Source organism: Polynucleobacter hallstattensis, from assembly GCF_018881835.1.
Classification (GTDB): Bacteria; Pseudomonadota; Gammaproteobacteria; order Burkholderiales; family Burkholderiaceae; genus Polynucleobacter; species Polynucleobacter hallstattensis.
Window position 1 is genome coordinate 973,418 of the sequence record NZ_JACVPO010000001.1, and the last position, 14,972, is coordinate 988,389.

Sequence of the window (14,972 nt, forward strand, 5' to 3'; positions counted from 1 at the left end):
AGTAGGGTGGGCTCTTAATGCACTCGCGGCAGCATTTTTCTGTCAGCTCACTAACTTCAAGAGTAAGACCGCATTGCTGACAGCATTCGTAATTGGATAACTGATCTGATTCTAATTGGATGAGGCAATCAAGGCAGAGTGTGCGCCGCTGATATGTCCCGCAAACAATGCACGCGCTTGGTAGTAGGTGAGAACAAATTGCTTGGAAAATATTCTCTATTGGATGCATGGGTCGCTGAGTATACTGAGTCAATGACCCAATCAATCAGATGGCTTCAGAATGAAATTGCAACGCGTATGTTGCAAAAATTAGACATCGTAAAATTAGAACCACAAGACATTTTGCTAATTCCAGATTTCCCTGGGGTACATAGTTCTTTTCTGACAAAACGCTTTCCGGGAATTCGTTTTCACAGTGCTCCCGAAACTGAACTATCGGGTTTTAATTTATTTAAATTGAGGGCGAATCGTTTTTGGAATTCAAGAATGAAGTCAGCGTCTGTTGTATCCCTCGATGACTACAAGAAAACAGGTCGCATTAATCTTCCTAGTAATTCTGTAGATTTAGTAGTGAGCGTTCTCTTGATTCAGGATTTAGTTGATCCTAAGCATTTTTTGCAGGAGTGCCGGCGAGTACTCAAAGAAGGTGGATTACTCACATTTAGCTATCTAGGTCCAGATACTGCCAAAGAACTCAGATCCGAACTCTTGGCGCAACAATTACCCATTCAAAACTTGGCTAGCCCATGGGATATGCACGATATGGGAGATGCCCTGCTGGGTGAGCGTTTTTCTGACCCTGTGATGGATATGGAGTTTTTGGGTTTGGATTATGACTCTGACAGCATTCTTCTATCAGACGCAAGAGCACTTAATTTGCTTGGTTCCACTTATCAAAATAGCGTCATAGCCACCCAATTACCTCAAAAACTCACTTTAGAGGTGGTTTATGGACATGCCTGGGCTTTGGGTAAGAACCTCGCTAAGGTGCAAGATGATGTCGCTTATATTGATTTAAATCAAATAGGGCGCAAGACTAGGAATGATTCTGCTTAAGTGTAAGTATTCACTATCTTTTAAACCATTGCCAAGATTGAGGGTGGCATAGGTAGCCCCGTTTGTTCTTGAGCCTAATTAACCCTATAATTAGCGCTAGTTGAATTGCTTGATACCGTTTTTTTGGGCTTCCTGAGGGTGTATTTCAGCAGAAGTTCACGACAATAAACAGAGAATAAGATGAATTTATTTGTAAAAGTCACTAGGGCTTCGCTCTATTTTGTAGCAGCCTTTGGCACTGCATTTGCACGTGCGGCTGAAGATATGCAGGGTGGTCCAGCAGTGAATCAGCTGAATTTCACTGCCCCAGCCACAAAAATCATGGCAGAGATTCATTGGTTGCATTGGATGATGTTGATCATCTGCGCGCTCATTTTTGTGGGCGTATTTGGTGTGATGTTTTATTCCATCTTGAAGCACCGTAAATCTTTGGGTGCCAAATCTGCATCATTTCACGAGAGCACCACTGTTGAGATCATTTGGACAGTTATTCCATTGCTGATCGTTATTGGTATGGCTTTGCCAGCAACCAAGACAGTTGTAGCAATGAAGGACACCACCAATTCAGATATCACTATTAAAACGACTGGCTATCAGTGGAAATGGGGTTACGACTACATCAAGGGCGAGGGCGAGGGAATTAATTTCTTATCTACCTTGTCCACTTCACGCGAAGCTGTTAATAACTTGGCACCAAAATCAAATACATATTTGATGGAAGTTGATAATGAGATGGTTGTGCCTGTAGGTAAGAAGATTCGCATTATTACCACTGCAAATGACGTGATCCATGCTTGGGCAGTTCCAGCGTTTGGCGTGAAGCAGGATGCAATCCCTGGTTTTGTTCGTGACACCTGGTTCCGTGCAGAAAAAATCGGCACTTACCGTGGTCAATGTTCAGAGTTATGCGGCGCACAACATGCTTTTATGCCGATCGTAGTGAAGGTAGTTTCCCAAGAGGATTACACCAAGTGGGTAGATGAGAAGAAAAAAGAAATGGGCTCCGCTTCGGATGACCCAACTAAGGTTTACGCCTTGGATGAGCAGAAGGATCGTGGCGCCAAGGTTTACGCATCCAATTGCGCAGCATGCCACCAGCCAAACGGCAAAGGTGCTGGTGCCTTCCCAGCACTAGATGGAAGCAAGATGGTGCTTGGACCAAAGGCGGCTCAATACGACATCCTGATTAATGGCAAGGGTGCAATGCCTAAGTGGGCTGGTGTGATTTCTGATGGCGATATTGCTGCAGTGATGACCTACACCCGTAATGCATGGGGCAATAAAACGGGTGAAGTGATTCAGACCCAAGATATTGTTTCTGCACGTGCTGGCAAGTAATTATTTTAAGAATTTATACAGATCAAACTAAACCGGAGTAATCCATGAGCACCATTTCAACTACCCACGATCACGCACACGACCATGCGCATGATGACCATACGCCACATGGCTGGCGCCGTTGGTTGTTTGCAACTAACCATAAAGATATTGGTACGATGTACCTGATCTTCTCGTTTATCAGCTTGCTAGCTGGCGGTGTAATGGCTTTGGGTATTCGTTTGGAGTTGTTCCAACCAGGTTTGCAATTTTTGCGCCCGGAGTTCTTTAACCAGTTAACCACCATGCACGGTTTGGTAATGGTGTTCGGCGCCATCATGCCAGCCTTCGTTGGATTTGCGAACTGGATGATTCCTTTGCAAATCGGCGCATCCGATATGGCTTTTGCTCGTATGAATAACTTTAGCTTCTGGATTTTGCCAGTAGCTGCTTGTTTACTGTTTGGTTCATTCTTAGCTCCTGGCGGTGCTCCTGCTGGCGGTTGGACTTTATATGCTCCACTGACATCACAGATGGGCCCAGGTTTGGATATGGCCATCTTTGCACTTCACTTATTAGGTGCTTCTTCAATCATGGGCTCGATTAATATCATCGTGACCATCTTGAACATGCGCGCTCCTGGCTTGACTTTGATGAAGATGCCCATGTTCTGCTGGACATGGTTGATCACTGCTTACTTGTTGATTGCTGTTATGCCAGTTCTGGCAGGTGCGATCACCATGGTTTTGACAGATCGTCACTTCGGTACTTCTTTCTTCTCCGCAGTTGGCGGTGGTGATCCAATTATGTTCCAGCATATTTTCTGGTTCTTTGGTCATCCAGAGGTTTACATCATGATTCTTCCAGCATTCGGAATTGTGAGCGAAATCATTCCCGCTTTCTCAAGAAAAACTTTGTTTGGTTATAGCTCAATGGTTTATGCAACCTCATCCATTGCGATCTTGTCATTCATTGTTTGGGCTCACCATATGTTTGCAACTGGCATGCCGGTTACTGGCCAGTTGTTCTTTATGTATGCCACGATGTTGATTGCAGTTCCAACAGGCGTAAAGATTTTCAACTGGGTTGCAACTATGTGGAAAGGTTCCATGACCTTTGAAACTCCAATGTTGTGGTCAGTCGGATTTATTTTCGTATTTACGATGGGCGGCTTCACTGGATTGATTCTAGCGATGGCGCCAATTGATATTGGCTTGCAAGATACGTATTACGTTGTTGCTCACTTCCACTACGTCTTAGTAGCCGGCTCCTTGTTTGCGATGTTTGCTGGTTTCTATTACTGGTGTCCAAAGTGGACTGGCTATATGGCTAATGAAACTCGCGGCAAGATCCACTTCTGGACCTCCATGATTTTCTTTAACATCACTTTCTTCCCAATGCACTTCCTGGGCTTGGCAGGTATGCCACGTCGTTATGCAGACTACCCAACGCAGTTTGCTGACTTTAATACGATCGCATCGATTGGCGCACTTGGTTTTGGTTTGTCTCAGGTTTACTTCCTGTTGTTTGTTGTTCTGCCAGCTTATAACGGCAAGGGTGTAAAAGCTTCAATGAAGCCATGGGATGGCGCCAAAGGTTTGGAGTGGACAGTTCCATCGCCAGCACCACACCACACATTTGAAACACCTCCAACTACTGCAGAGTTAAATGCTGCAGGAATCTAAAGTAGCAGCGCACAAATCCCAATCTGCCAGTAATCGTAGATTGGGCTTTATTCTTTTGACTGTTGTTCTAGCGTTCTTTCTAGGCATCCTGATTAAACGCGGCTTATTGGGTTAAAGCCCGCTGAATACTCATGTCTGCTATTGCCTCCATTAACCGCCAAATCTTGCTGAAGCTCTTGATAGCTTCAGTCATGATGTTTGGTTTTGGTTATGCACTAGTGCCAATGTATAAAGCTTTGTGTGAGGTAACCGGCATTAATGTGGTCACTAGTAAGAACGACTACGGTATTCGTGCCTACAGTGCAAATAAGGTTGGTAATACCCAGGTCGACCATTCTCGTAAGGTGACTATTGAGTTTGACTCTAATAGCCGTGGTCCTTTTACGTTCCGCCCAGTAAAGAACTACTTGGAAGTGCATCCAGGTGAAATGACCGAGATTGTTTATGAGGTTACCAATAATTTAAGCCGTCCTGTTGAGGCTCAAGCTATTCCAAGCTATGCACCGAAAAGCGCCATGGAATTCTTTACCAAACTAGAGTGTTTTTGTTTTCAGCAGCAAACTTTGGCGCCTCATGAAATGAAGAAGATGCCAGTCGTGTTTGTCATTGATGCCGGCTTACCTGCTGATGTGAAAACAATTACTTTGTCTTACACCTTCTTTGAATTGGGGGTTGGTCAGCAGCCAGCCGGCTCAACAACACCTAAATCAAAATCAGCTTCATGAGTAAGAAAAGTTCATTTATGCAATCTATGATCGCGGTCTTGTGGGCCTTCTTAGGTGTGCGTAAAAAATCAGGTTTACAAAAAGATGTTGCTTCATTAAGTTTTGTCCACATTATTATTGCAGGAGTTTTAGGTGCCTTGATTTTTATGGGCATTCTCCTTTTGATAGTTAAAGCAGTTGTGTCCCATTGATTATTTTTTGATTGAATAGAGAGAATAAGATGTCATCCAATTCAACCCCTTACTATTTCGTTCCTGGACTATCTAGTCATCCAGCTTCGGCAGCCATAGGTTTGCTTGCTTTTGCTGCTGGCATGTCTGGCTGGGTAAACCACGCAGCTTGGGGCGGCCCAGTGACTGCAGTCGGTGTACTTTGGGTGTTAGTTGTTCTTTACAAGTGGTTCGGAGACACCATTGCTGAATCCAACTCAGGTAAGAATGGCGTAAACGTCGATATTTCTTATCGTTGGTCTATGGCCTGGTTCATCTTCTCCGAGATCATGTTCTTTGCCGCATTCTTTTCTGCATTGTTCTATGCGCGCAATATTGCGATGCCATGGATGGGTGATGTGGAAAGCAAATTGCTTTGGCCGAATTTCCAGGCTGTATGGCCAAATGATGGCCCTGCTGGTTTAGTAGAGAAATTTACGACCATGGGCCCATGGCCGATTCCGACTATTAATACCTTATTACTCTTATCTTCTGGCGTGACCGTAACTTACGCTCACCACGCGATTCGTGAAAATCACATGAAGAAAGCGATCAACGGCTTGGCTGCTACCGTTGGTCTTGGCATTATCTTCTTGGGCTTTCAGATGTATGAGTACTACCATGCATATCATGCCTTGAACTTAAAGTTAACTTCAGGCGTTTATGGCTCAACCTTCTTTATGTTGACTGGTTTCCATGGCTTCCACGTATTCCTTGGCGGCTTGATGTTGGCGATTGTTCTCCGTCGCATGATCCGCGGCGACTTTACTGCTGAAAACCATTTTGCGTTTGAGGGTGCTGCTTGGTATTGGCACTTTGTTGACGTCGTTTGGCTTGGTCTGTACATCGCTGTTTACTGGATGTAAGGAAATAAAAATCGGGGCGTTGAGCCCCGATTTGTTTTGAGTCCTTACTTTTATGTAGGCGCTTAGTTTGTTCCCACTCGAACGCCGGTAGCTTCGATATAGCCAAAGTAGTGGGCAATCAGAATTCCTAAGAAGAGTACGATTGATAGTCCAATACGTAACATAAGCGACTGAACCATTCTTGAGCTGCGACCCTTGTCTTTCATCATGAAATAGAGTGCCGAGCCTAAGCTCCCAACAATGATTAGCAGTGCAACTGGAATAACCCATTTCATTTCAAAGTACCCTTGTGAATATTTTTTCTAGCTTAGTTACTAGTCGTCTAGTTGCTACATTATCAGCTCTTGCAGTGATTGTAGTTGGCTGCGGCGCTGGTATTTGGCAGCTAAACCGAGCAGAACAAAAGATTCGCTTGGGTGAATCTTTAAGTGCCAGACTGCAAATGCCCATTCTAAATGCCAATACCAATAGCTTGACCCTAGAGCAGGCCACAGAGCGCCGAATTCTAGCTCGTGGGCGCTTTATTCAAGATGAGGTCATTTGGCTGGATAACCGTCCTCGTCCGATTCCTGAGGGTGGTGCTGGTGCCGCAGGACAATCCGGCTTTTATGTAATGATGCCCCTGAAATTGGATGGCCAAGAGCTTGTACTTTGGGTTAACCGGGGTTGGGCTCCTCGTAATAACGAAAATCGTATTGAGTTACCCCCAGTTAAAACAGTGGGTGAAGTGGTGACTGTTGAGGGAGTTGCTTTCCCTCATCCCGGAAGAGTTTATGAGCTGGGAAAAAAGGATGCTACTCGAGCAAGCCCTCGGATTGAGCAAAATTTTGATTTAGGTCTTGAGGCTCAAAGCCATGAATGGAAGCAGCTTCCGTTCATCGTTCGAGAGTCTGGTTCTTCGAAAGAGGATGGTTTACTAAGAAATTGGCCCTCCCCAACAAACGGAGTCGATCGCCATTATGCTTATGCATTCCAGTGGTTTGCTTTGGCATTGACTGGCTTTTTATTTTGGCTCATTAATGGGCTCATGAAATATCGGCGAGAGCTTGCTGTGAATGGAGGTAGAGGGTGAGTGATAAAGAGTTATTGATTCCAGCATCACAAACAGATGCATCTGTAATTAACACGCAAACTCGACGTGGGCGTATTCAGATGCTGCTATTGTTGCTTGCCTGTGCGGCACCAGTGATCGCCTCCTATTTGGCATATTACGTTTTTAAGCCAGAGGGTGGAAAGACCAACTTTGGAGCCTTGGTTCAGCCTGTGCAAGATATGAATCCCGCGTGGTTTGATATTCCCTTCAATGGAAAGTGGACTTTGCTAGTGGCAAGGCCAGCTGGAGAATGCACCATTAAAAATGAGACGTGTCTCGAGGCTCTATTTTTAATGCGTCAACTACGCATTGCTGTTGGTCGTGAAAGTAGTCGAGTTCAACTAGTGTGGGTTAATACAGATGGCAAAGCAGTAGATCCAGAGGTGTTGCTGGCATACGATCAAAAGACAGCGGGATTTCAGATTGTAGATTTGCCAGTAGATCCTAAATTAAGATCTGAATTTGATGCGTGGCTTAATCGTGATGGAGCAGGTCAGAAGATCCAGTTGATTGATCCAAGCCCAGCCAAGATGATGATTTTTCCGGTGACTAATTCGCCTAAAGAATTCGGCAGTATTAAAAAGGATCTAGAGAAGCTATTGCGCCTCAATCGTAAGGGTGAAAAATTGCAATGAGTAGCATGCTATTGCTTGCAGAGTTAGCTGCAATCGCAATTGTCTTTGCAGGCCTACCTTTGGCTTATCTTTGGACTAGGCCAACTTATAACTTTTTCCAAAAGCTCAATTGGGTTTTGGTTTTCATGACTTTTGATTTGATTGTGTTTGGTGCCTTTACTCGCTTAACGGACTCTGGTCTGGGGTGCCCTGATTGGCCTGGTTGTTATGGCACATCAAATCCATGGCACGCAATTAGCGAGATCCAGCAAGCTGAAGCGAACATGCCTACGGGTCCTGTGACTGTCATCAAGGCTTGGATTGAAATGATTCATCGCTATTTAGCAATGACTGTCGGAGCGCTGATTCTGATTCAGGTGGCAGTTGCTTGGAGAAAACTTCGCAGCCTAGGTAAAAAACCTTTATTGGGCAGTCTTGGCTTATTGATTTTGGTATGCATCCAAGGGGCATTTGGTGCCTGGACGGTCACACTGAAATTGCAGCCTATCATTGTGACGATTCACTTAATGTTGGCTTTAGTTTTGTTGGCGTGCTTAACGATGTATGCGCAACAAGAGTGGATGGGTAAACCTTCCTCAGCTATTCGTCTACAGAGCCAACCTCTTTCTGCAAAGTTACTTTTACTTGCAGCAGTGACCTTAAGTACACAAATCTTTTTAGGTGCATGGGTGAGCACGAATTACGCTGTATTAGCTTGCCCTGATTTTCCGACCTGCATGGATCGTCTTTGGCCAGAAACAGCATGGCAAGAAGGCTTCACTCTATGGCGTGGCCTAGGCCTGAATGCTCAAGGCGAATCTATTACCCCTGTCGCTTTGCAAACAATCCATTGGGCACATCGCGTATTTGCTATGGTTGCTGTGCTAATCCTTGGTGCTTTAGGAGTGAGCGCTCTCAGCCTAAGTAATTCCACATCATTAGGAATGGCTAGGATTGCAAAGTTATTATTAGCCTTGCTCATTCTCCAAGCTCTGACTGGTATTTCTAATGTAGTCTTTCAGTGGCCTCTGCTGGCTGCCTTAATGCATACCGCAGGTTCTGCTGCATTGGTGTTCTGTTTGGTTCGTTTGGTCCAATGGTCCTCTTGGACTGCCCCCATTTACATGAAGATGTCTAAATCATTATGAGTAGTCCAACTTCCCCTAATCCTGTAGCGATGCCACGTTGGCGTCAATATTGGGTTCTCACCAAGCCCCGCGTCACGCAGTTAGCAGTGTTCTGCGCAGTTATTGGCATGTTCTTGGCTACCCCCGGTATGGTGCCTTATCCAGTTCTGATTGGCGGCATTGTTGGGATTTGGTTGTTGGCAGGAGCTGCTTTTGCAATGAATTGTTTAATCGAGCAAGCCGTTGATGCGAAGATGAAGAGAACTGCTTGGAGGCCGTCCGCAACTGGTGAAGTGACGCCTTTTCACATTACTGTTTTCTCGATGATTCTCGGTGGTTTGGGAATGGCCATCTTGTGGATCTTCTGCAATCCATTAACCATGTGGCTTACCGTGGCCACTTTTGTCGGTTACGCGGTAATTTATACCTGGTTGCTCAAGCCTGCTACGCCACAGAATATTGTCATTGGCGGCCTCTCGGGTGCTATGCCGCCTGCCTTGGGTTGGGCGGCAGTTACCAACACTGTATCGGCAGAAGCTTGGCTCTTGGTGCTGATCATTTTTGTTTGGACTCCCCCGCACTTTTGGGCTCTTGCTCTATACCGTCGCGATGATTATGTGCAAAGTGGTTTACCAATGCTGCCAGTGACACACGGAGAACGTTTTACGCTGCTGAATATTTTGCTATACACATTGATTTTGATTGCAGCTACTTTATTGCCCTATATTTATGGCATGAGTGGCCTAATCTATTTGATTTCTGCAATCATTCTGGGCCTGATATTTCTGGCATATGTTATTGCTTTATTTGTTTCCTACAGTGATGCGCTAGCGAAGAAGACCTTCCGTTTTTCAATTACGTACCTGTCTCTACTTTTCGTAGTGTTATTAATTGACCACTATTTCATTTGAGATGAAGATGCATTTACAAAAATCTTACTTTGATATTTCACGCCTATTGGTAATGTCACTGATCGGCTTAGCTCTGCTAGCTTGCAGTCCCCAGCAGAGCTTTAAGAACGTGGATATTACGGGTAGCAAGGCATTTGGTACTGACTTTAGTTTGCTCGATCCTGATGGAAAGGTGAGAACACTCGCTGACTTTAAAGGCAAAGCAGTTTTGATGTTCTTTGGTTATACGCAGTGCCCCGATGTTTGTCCTACGACGCTGACTGAGATGCAGCAGGTCATGACTTTATTGGGTCCTCAGGCAGACAAGGTGCAAGTGCTGTTTGTAACTGTGGACCCACAAAGAGATACCGCAGCAATCTTAAAACAGTATGTGCCGGTATTTGATTCGCGCTTCTTGGGTTTGCGTCCAGCCGATGAAGCAGCTTTAGAAAAAGTGACTAAGGACTTTAAGGTTTACTACCAGAAGGTGCCTGGCACGAGTCCTGGGTCATACACGATGGATCACATGGCAGGAAGTTATGCCTTTGATCCAGAAGGACGTTTACGCCTTTACATCAAGCATGCGCAAGGTGCTGAAACCTTGGCGCAAGACTTGAAGGAACTTCTGAAGTAAAAGCTTGGGTAGTAAGGCTACTTAGACAGCTTCAGCTTGCAAGAGGCTACGCATTTTTTTGAGTGCAGCAGTTTCAATCTGACGAACGCGCTCTGCAGAAATGCCATATTCGCTGGCGAGATCATGCAATGTTTTTGTTCCATTGCCATCTGCATCCATTGCTAACCAACGTGATTGCACAATATTACGGCTTCGCTCATCTAGCGCCATGAGTGCTTGATCTAGCTGAGGGCCATGCAATGCATCAGTCGCAGCAGCAGCCATCATTTCAGTCGGCTCTTGGCTGTTATCAGCTAACCACTGAATTGGTGCATAGGCTGCTTCATCATTAGTGTTATCACCCTCTAAGGCAACATCACCACCAGCAAGGCGCATCTCCATTTCTTTTACGTCAGAACCTTTGACATCGAGTGCTTTCGCTAAAGCCTCAACCTCATTTGGTGTCAGGGCAGCTAAAGTAGGCTTGTTGCTACGCAGATTGAAGAACAATTTACGTTGTGCTTTTGTTGTAGCAACTTTTACTAAACGCCAATTTTTGAGGATGTACTCATGTATCTCTGCCTTGATCCAATGGATAGCGTAAGAGACTAAGCGTGCACCTTGGTTAGGGTCATAGCGTTTGACAGCCTTCATTAAGCCAATGTTGCCTTCTTGTATTAAATCGGCATGGGGAATGCCATAGCCTAGGTACTGACGAGCAACGGACACCACTAAACGAAGGTGCGAGAGAACTAAGGTCTTCGCAGCATCGACATTTTCAGTACGACGAAATTCTTGTGCGAGGTGCAGCTCCTCTGCAGCGCTGAGCATGGGAACGCGATTCACATAGGAGATATAAGAGTCAAGTGTGCCAACCCCTAGGGAAGGCAGCATCGGAAAGGCAAGCGAAGCCGCAGCAGTCTGCGCTGCTGGCAGTGTTTGCCTTGCTTGCAATTGCGGTTTGTATGCTTTCTTTTGAATCATTTTCTTTTATGTGCTTTGGCTATTTATGGAGTTCCATTTTAGCACTCTTGTCAAGAGAGTGCTAATGGTTTTTTAATTCTGTAAGCCTATGATTTAATTGAATAATTCAGATGAATACTGTGCGGCCGTGAAGGGTGCTAAATCATCAATTCCCTCGCCTTTACCCAAGGCTAAAACCGCTGGTTTTGACCCATCGCTGAGGGTGTGGGCAAGTGCACAGATTACCCCGCCCTTAGCGGTGCCATCTAATTTGGTCACGATTAAGGCAGAAAGCCCTAAAGCGGCATGAAAGACCTTTACTTGGCTTAAACCGTTTTGACCAGTATTGCCATCCAGAACGAGCAAAGTCTGGTGAGGCGCTCCAGAAAGGGCCTTGCCAATCACTCTTTTAACCTTCTTTAATTCTTCCATCAGATGGTCTTGAGTTGCCAGTCTACCGGCAGTATCAATAATCAGAATATCGCTTTTGCGAGAAATCGCCGCATGAATGGCATCGTGTGCCACTGCCGCCGCATCACCACTTTCTTGCATGATGACATCGACCTGATTACGACCACCCCATTCAAGGAGCTGGTTGCGTGCTGCAGCTCTGAAGGTGTCGCCGGCCGCCAGTAAGACAGATTTGCCTTGAGATTGAAAAAGTTTGCAGAGTTTACCGATCGTGGTGGTCTTGCCAGCGCCATTGACGCCAATTACTAGCCACACCTCTGGTGTGGTCTTTTGCTCATGGACATACAAGGGATTAGGGTTGGGCTCCATAGATTTCAGGAGCATCGCCACTTCTTCTATTAGAAGTTGCTTGAGTGCTTCGGGTGTATTGGCCTTTTCCGATTTGGCGGCTTTACGGAGCTTGCTAATCAGTTGTTCGGTCGTGGGCAGACCCACATCGCTCAAAATGAGAGATTCTTCTAGGGCATCAAACCAGGCTTGATCAGTCTGATTGGATGTGAATAGGGATCCGAGGGTTTTACGTAGGCCGAACATAATCGATACAATTTAATCCTTGCATCTTATCAATTAAATTCTAGGAATAGGTGATCTTGCAGATGCGTTCCACATTATTAAGTTTTTCTCTCTATTTATTGCTCGGCTGTTCTATTGCTATGGCAACTCCAGAAGTGGGCCAAGCAAATACCCACGAGTTTCAACTCTCCAATGGCCTCAAGTTGATCGTGCGGGAAGATCATCGCGCACCTACAGTTGCGCACATGGTTTGGTACCGTGCTGGCTCCATGGATGAGGTGAATGGCAAGACTGGAGTGGCTCATGTGTTGGAGCACATGATGTTTAAGGGCACCCATAAAGTAAAGTCAGGGGAATTCTCCCGCTTAGTTGCAGCAGTGGGTGGTCGAGAAAATGCTTTCACCTCTCGTGATTACACGGCGTACTTTCAGCAAGTTGAAAAGTCTAAGTTAGATGAGGTGATGAGGTTGGAGGCTGATCGTATGTCTAACCTCAATTTTGATGATGCAGAATTTCTGAAAGAAATTCAGGTGGTCATGGAAGAGCGTCGCCTGCGTACGGAAGATAACCCTAGTAGCTTGCTCAATGAATCACTCACTGCCACCGCATACATGAGCTCCCCTTATCGTCATCCGGTAGTTGGGTGGATGAATGATTTGGTCAATATGAAAGCCGTAGATGCACGCGATTGGTATCGCAGCTGGTACAAACCGAATAATGCAACTGTCGTCATTGCTGGCGATGTTGATCCTAAAGTGATTCTACGAGCAGTGGAAAAATACTATGGAGTTGCTTCTGCAAGAGAGTTACCAGAACGTAAGCCCCAGATTGAACCCGTGCAAAAAGGCACTAAGCGAGTGCAAGTAAAAGCGCCGGCTGATAGCGCACAGTTAGCAATGGCATGGAAAGTTCCCAAGTTAGAAGTGGGGAGATTGGATGACAATGAGCCTTATGCGCTAGAGTTGTTGTCTGCTGTACTAGATGGTTATGACAACGCACGCTTGAATCGCACTCTAGTAAAGCAAGAGCGAGTAGTAAATGATGTGGGCGTTGGTTATGACATGATCTCTAGAGGTCCTGAACTATTTTTCATTAGTAGCAGTATGGCTAAAGGCAAGACAGTAGGGCAGGCGGAGAGCAGCATTCGCAAAGCTTTGAAAGAAGTTATTGATAAAGGAATTTTAGAGTCAGAGCTTAAGCGGGTGAAGGTACGAATTCTGTCCGATCAAATTTATAAGCGCGATTCAATTTTTGGTCAGGCCATGGAAATCGGTAGTACGGAGATGGCTGGATTCTCCTGGAAAGATATTGATGTGATGTTAGAGAAGATGCAAACCATTACTCCCGCGCAAGTCCAAGATGTTGCAAAAAAATATTTAGTAGATGAGGGGCTCACCATAGCAGTACTAGACCCTCAAGCACGCCAGTCGGGTGAGAGCAAGCAAGGGGGCAATCGTGATGCTAAATAAATTCATCTCGCAAGTCAGTTTTGCAATCGCGCTGATAGTTGGAGTAAGTACATCAGCACACGCGATATTACCTATTGAAAAGCTAGACTCCTTCAAGGGCGCGCAAGCCTATTTAGTGCAAACCAAAGCGCTACCCATGGTGGATATTGAGATCAGTATTGATGCAGGCGATCGTTATGACCCAGGAGCTAAAAGTGGCTTAGCTACTATGGCTGGGCGGCTCATGAACTATGGCGCCAAATCTGATAAGGGTCCGTTAAATGAGGCGCAGATTGCAGATGAGATTGCAGACCTTGGTGCAAACCTCGGTATTTCTATTGGCGGTGAGCGCGCTGTGATGCGCATTAGAACTTTGAGTCGCAAAGATTTACGTGATCGCGCCGTTCAATTAGCCTCTGCGATGTTGAGTATGCCTACCTATGATGCAAAGATCTTGGCGCGTGAGAAGCAAAGGATGACTACTGCATTGCTAGAGTCGGAGACAAAACCAGAATCAGTTTTGGATCGTCGATTTAGAAAATCAGTATATGGAGACTATCCGCTGGCCAATTCACCAACGGTGAAAAGTATTGCTAATATCAGCGCAAGCGACCTACAGCAGTTTCATAAACAGCTTTACCGTGGTGATCGAATGATTGTCAGCATTGTGGGTGATGTGAGCAAAGCCGAGGCTGCTGAAATTGTTCAGAGTTTATTGCAAAGAGTGCCTCAGTCTGGACCTCCTGTAGCTAAGTTGCCAGAGTTTGAGTGCTCACCAGTCGAGCCTTTAAGTCAACGCGAAGTTGCTATTCCATTTGATTCGCAGCAAGCACATATCGCCATGGGAATGACTGCGGTAACCCGTAACAACCCCGATTTTTTCCCATTACTGGTGGGTAACTATATTTTGGGCGGCGGTGGCTTTGTATCCCGTCTTATGTCGGAGGTGCGCGAGAAACGTGGTCTTGCTTACAGCGTGTTTAGTTATTTTGCTCCTGGTAAGGATGCAGGGATATTTCAGGCGGGCGTACAAACGAAGAATGATCAAGCTACTTTGGCGCTAGAGGTAATGAGTTCTACCATTGCACAATTTATTGCTGATGGTCCAACGCAAGCGGAGCTCGATGCAGCCAAAGCAAATTTGATCAATGGCTATCCCTTAAGAATAGATAACAATCGCAAGTTACTAGATAATGTGTCATCTATTGCTTGGAATAATTTGCCTCTCGATACGATGGAGATTTGGACTAAGCAAGTGGAAGCGGTTAGCCTTGAGCAAGTCAAGATTGCGTTCCAAAAACACTTAGCCATGGATCGAATGAAAATTGTGGTCTTAGGAGCGAAAAAATAAATAAGCCAGTTAAGTCAGCTTCATTAGGCAG

General features: G+C 45.5%; 17 protein-coding genes. 14 read left to right on the forward strand and 3 right to left on the reverse strand.

What is annotated here, in order from left to right:
- Positions 1-252 precede the first annotated feature (252 nt).
- From ICN26_RS05185 to ICN26_RS05215, 7 genes are all read left to right on the forward strand, one after another.
- Positions 253-1,056, forward strand: a complete 804-nt coding sequence (locus ICN26_RS05185) for a methyltransferase domain-containing protein (protein ID WP_255534386.1) — start codon at positions 253-255, stop codon at positions 1,054-1,056.
- Positions 1,057-1,320: 264 nt separating this feature from the next.
- Positions 1,321-2,394, forward strand: a complete 1,074-nt coding sequence (gene coxB / locus ICN26_RS05190; protein ID WP_255534413.1) for a cytochrome c oxidase subunit II — start codon at positions 1,321-1,323, stop codon at positions 2,392-2,394.
- Between the two features lie 44 nt (positions 2,395-2,438).
- The gene (gene ctaD / locus ICN26_RS05195) at positions 2,439-4,058 is read left to right on the forward strand and encodes a cytochrome c oxidase subunit I (RefSeq protein ID WP_216267398.1); all 1,620 of its coding nucleotides are present in this window, start codon (positions 2,439-2,441) and stop codon (positions 4,056-4,058) included.
- A complete protein-coding gene (locus ICN26_RS05200) occupies positions 4,042-4,173 on the forward strand; it encodes a cytochrome oxidase small assembly protein (RefSeq protein ID WP_216267399.1) in 132 nt (43 codons plus the stop codon). The genes ctaD and ICN26_RS05200 overlap by 17 nt, the downstream gene beginning before the upstream one ends.
- Positions 4,174-4,189: 16 nt before the next feature.
- Complete coding sequence (locus tag ICN26_RS05205) at positions 4,190-4,783, forward strand: cytochrome c oxidase assembly protein (protein ID WP_216267400.1); 594 nt, start codon at positions 4,190-4,192, stop codon at positions 4,781-4,783.
- 17 nt (positions 4,784-4,800) lie between these two features.
- Entirely contained in the window at positions 4,801-4,974 is a 174-nt protein-coding gene (locus tag ICN26_RS05210; RefSeq protein ID WP_255534387.1) for a DUF2970 domain-containing protein, read from the forward strand.
- A gap of 29 nt (positions 4,975-5,003) precedes the next feature.
- Positions 5,004-5,858: a cytochrome c oxidase subunit 3 gene (locus tag ICN26_RS05215; RefSeq protein ID WP_216267402.1), complete on the forward strand. Its 855-nt coding sequence runs from the start codon at positions 5,004-5,006 to the stop codon at positions 5,856-5,858.
- 62 nt (positions 5,859-5,920) lie between these two features.
- Here the strand turns inward: ICN26_RS05215 and ICN26_RS05220 are convergent, their stop codons facing one another.
- Complete coding sequence (locus tag ICN26_RS05220; RefSeq protein ID WP_046330897.1) at positions 5,921-6,133, reverse strand: twin transmembrane helix small protein; 213 nt, start codon at positions 6,131-6,133, stop codon at positions 5,921-5,923.
- A 14-nt stretch (positions 6,134-6,147) separates the two neighbouring features.
- On the opposite strand from ICN26_RS05220, the gene ICN26_RS05225 reads away from it, so the two are divergent.
- Genes ICN26_RS05225 through ICN26_RS05245 form a run of 5 tightly spaced genes read left to right on the forward strand, consistent with a single transcriptional unit; the run spans position 6,148 to position 10,216 of the window.
- The gene (locus ICN26_RS05225) at positions 6,148-6,930 is read left to right on the forward strand and encodes an SURF1 family protein (protein WP_369411789.1); all 783 of its coding nucleotides are present in this window, start codon (positions 6,148-6,150) and stop codon (positions 6,928-6,930) included.
- On the forward strand, positions 6,927-7,586 hold the full coding sequence (locus ICN26_RS05230) for a redox-active disulfide-containing membrane protein (RefSeq protein WP_216267403.1): 660 nt from the start codon (positions 6,927-6,929) through the stop codon (positions 7,584-7,586). The genes ICN26_RS05225 and ICN26_RS05230 overlap by 4 nt, the downstream gene beginning before the upstream one ends.
- Positions 7,583-8,713 carry a COX15/CtaA family protein gene (locus tag ICN26_RS05235; protein ID WP_216267404.1) on the forward strand — a complete coding sequence of 377 codons (1,131 nt, stop codon included), beginning with the start codon at positions 7,583-7,585 and terminating at the stop codon, positions 8,711-8,713. The genes ICN26_RS05230 and ICN26_RS05235 overlap by 4 nt, the downstream gene beginning before the upstream one ends.
- Positions 8,710-9,603, forward strand: coding sequence for a heme o synthase (gene cyoE / locus ICN26_RS05240; protein WP_216267405.1), 894 nt, complete (start codon positions 8,710-8,712; stop codon positions 9,601-9,603). Before ICN26_RS05235 ends, cyoE begins: the two co-directional genes overlap by 4 nt.
- Positions 9,604-9,655: 52 nt before the next feature.
- Positions 9,656-10,216, forward strand: a complete 561-nt coding sequence (locus ICN26_RS05245; RefSeq protein ID WP_439650723.1) for an SCO family protein — start codon at positions 9,656-9,658, stop codon at positions 10,214-10,216.
- A 21-nt stretch (positions 10,217-10,237) separates the two neighbouring features.
- Here ICN26_RS05245 and rpoH read toward each other — a convergent pair whose 3' ends face one another.
- Both rpoH and ftsY read right to left on the reverse strand, forming a co-directional pair.
- Positions 10,238-11,179, reverse strand: coding sequence for an RNA polymerase sigma factor RpoH (rpoH, locus tag ICN26_RS05250; protein WP_216267408.1), 942 nt, complete (start codon positions 11,177-11,179; stop codon positions 10,238-10,240).
- Positions 11,180-11,272: 93 nt separating this feature from the next.
- On the reverse strand, positions 11,273-12,163 hold the full coding sequence (gene ftsY / locus ICN26_RS05255; RefSeq protein WP_216267410.1) for a signal recognition particle-docking protein FtsY: 891 nt from the start codon (positions 12,161-12,163) through the stop codon (positions 11,273-11,275).
- Between the two features lie 62 nt (positions 12,164-12,225).
- Between ftsY and ICN26_RS05260 the strand changes: the two genes are divergently transcribed.
- The gene (locus tag ICN26_RS05260) at positions 12,226-13,611 is read left to right on the forward strand and encodes a M16 family metallopeptidase (RefSeq protein ID WP_216267412.1); all 1,386 of its coding nucleotides are present in this window, start codon (positions 12,226-12,228) and stop codon (positions 13,609-13,611) included.
- Complete coding sequence (locus tag ICN26_RS05265) at positions 13,601-14,941, forward strand: M16 family metallopeptidase (protein ID WP_216267414.1); 1,341 nt, start codon at positions 13,601-13,603, stop codon at positions 14,939-14,941. Before ICN26_RS05260 ends, ICN26_RS05265 begins: the two co-directional genes overlap by 11 nt.
- Positions 14,942-14,972 lie beyond the last annotated feature (31 nt).

What these genes read in the sequence shown, in the direction of transcription:
- ICN26_RS05245 (WP_439650723.1), top strand. Translation starts at nt 9,656, where the DNA reads ATGTCACTGATCGGCTTAGCTCTGCTAGCTTGCAGTCCCCAGCAGAGC.
- ICN26_RS05220 (WP_046330897.1), bottom strand. Translation starts at nt 6,133, where the DNA reads ATGAAATGGGTTATTCCAGTTGCACTGCTAATCATTGTTGGGAGCTTA.
- ICN26_RS05205 (WP_216267400.1), top strand. Translation starts at nt 4,190, where the DNA reads ATGTCTGCTATTGCCTCCATTAACCGCCAAATCTTGCTGAAGCTCTTG.
- cyoE (WP_216267405.1), top strand. Translation starts at nt 8,710, where the DNA reads ATGAGTAGTCCAACTTCCCCTAATCCTGTAGCGATGCCACGTTGGCGT.
- ctaD (WP_216267398.1), top strand. Translation starts at nt 2,439, where the DNA reads ATGAGCACCATTTCAACTACCCACGATCACGCACACGACCATGCGCAT.
- ICN26_RS05185 (WP_255534386.1), top strand. Translation starts at nt 253, where the DNA reads ATGACCCAATCAATCAGATGGCTTCAGAATGAAATTGCAACGCGTATG.
- ICN26_RS05265 (WP_216267414.1), top strand. Translation starts at nt 13,601, where the DNA reads ATGCTAAATAAATTCATCTCGCAAGTCAGTTTTGCAATCGCGCTGATA.
- coxB (WP_255534413.1), top strand. Translation starts at nt 1,321, where the DNA reads ATGCAGGGTGGTCCAGCAGTGAATCAGCTGAATTTCACTGCCCCAGCC.
- ICN26_RS05215 (WP_216267402.1), top strand. Translation starts at nt 5,004, where the DNA reads ATGTCATCCAATTCAACCCCTTACTATTTCGTTCCTGGACTATCTAGT.
- ftsY (WP_216267410.1), bottom strand. Translation starts at nt 12,163, where the DNA reads ATGTTCGGCCTACGTAAAACCCTCGGATCCCTATTCACATCCAATCAG.
- ICN26_RS05260 (WP_216267412.1), top strand. Translation starts at nt 12,226, where the DNA reads ATGCGTTCCACATTATTAAGTTTTTCTCTCTATTTATTGCTCGGCTGT.
- ICN26_RS05200 (WP_216267399.1), top strand. Translation starts at nt 4,042, where the DNA reads ATGCTGCAGGAATCTAAAGTAGCAGCGCACAAATCCCAATCTGCCAGT.
- ICN26_RS05235 (WP_216267404.1), top strand. Translation starts at nt 7,583, where the DNA reads ATGAGTAGCATGCTATTGCTTGCAGAGTTAGCTGCAATCGCAATTGTC.
- rpoH (WP_216267408.1), bottom strand. Translation starts at nt 11,179, where the DNA reads ATGATTCAAAAGAAAGCATACAAACCGCAATTGCAAGCAAGGCAAACA.
- ICN26_RS05210 (WP_255534387.1), top strand. Translation starts at nt 4,801, where the DNA reads ATGCAATCTATGATCGCGGTCTTGTGGGCCTTCTTAGGTGTGCGTAAA.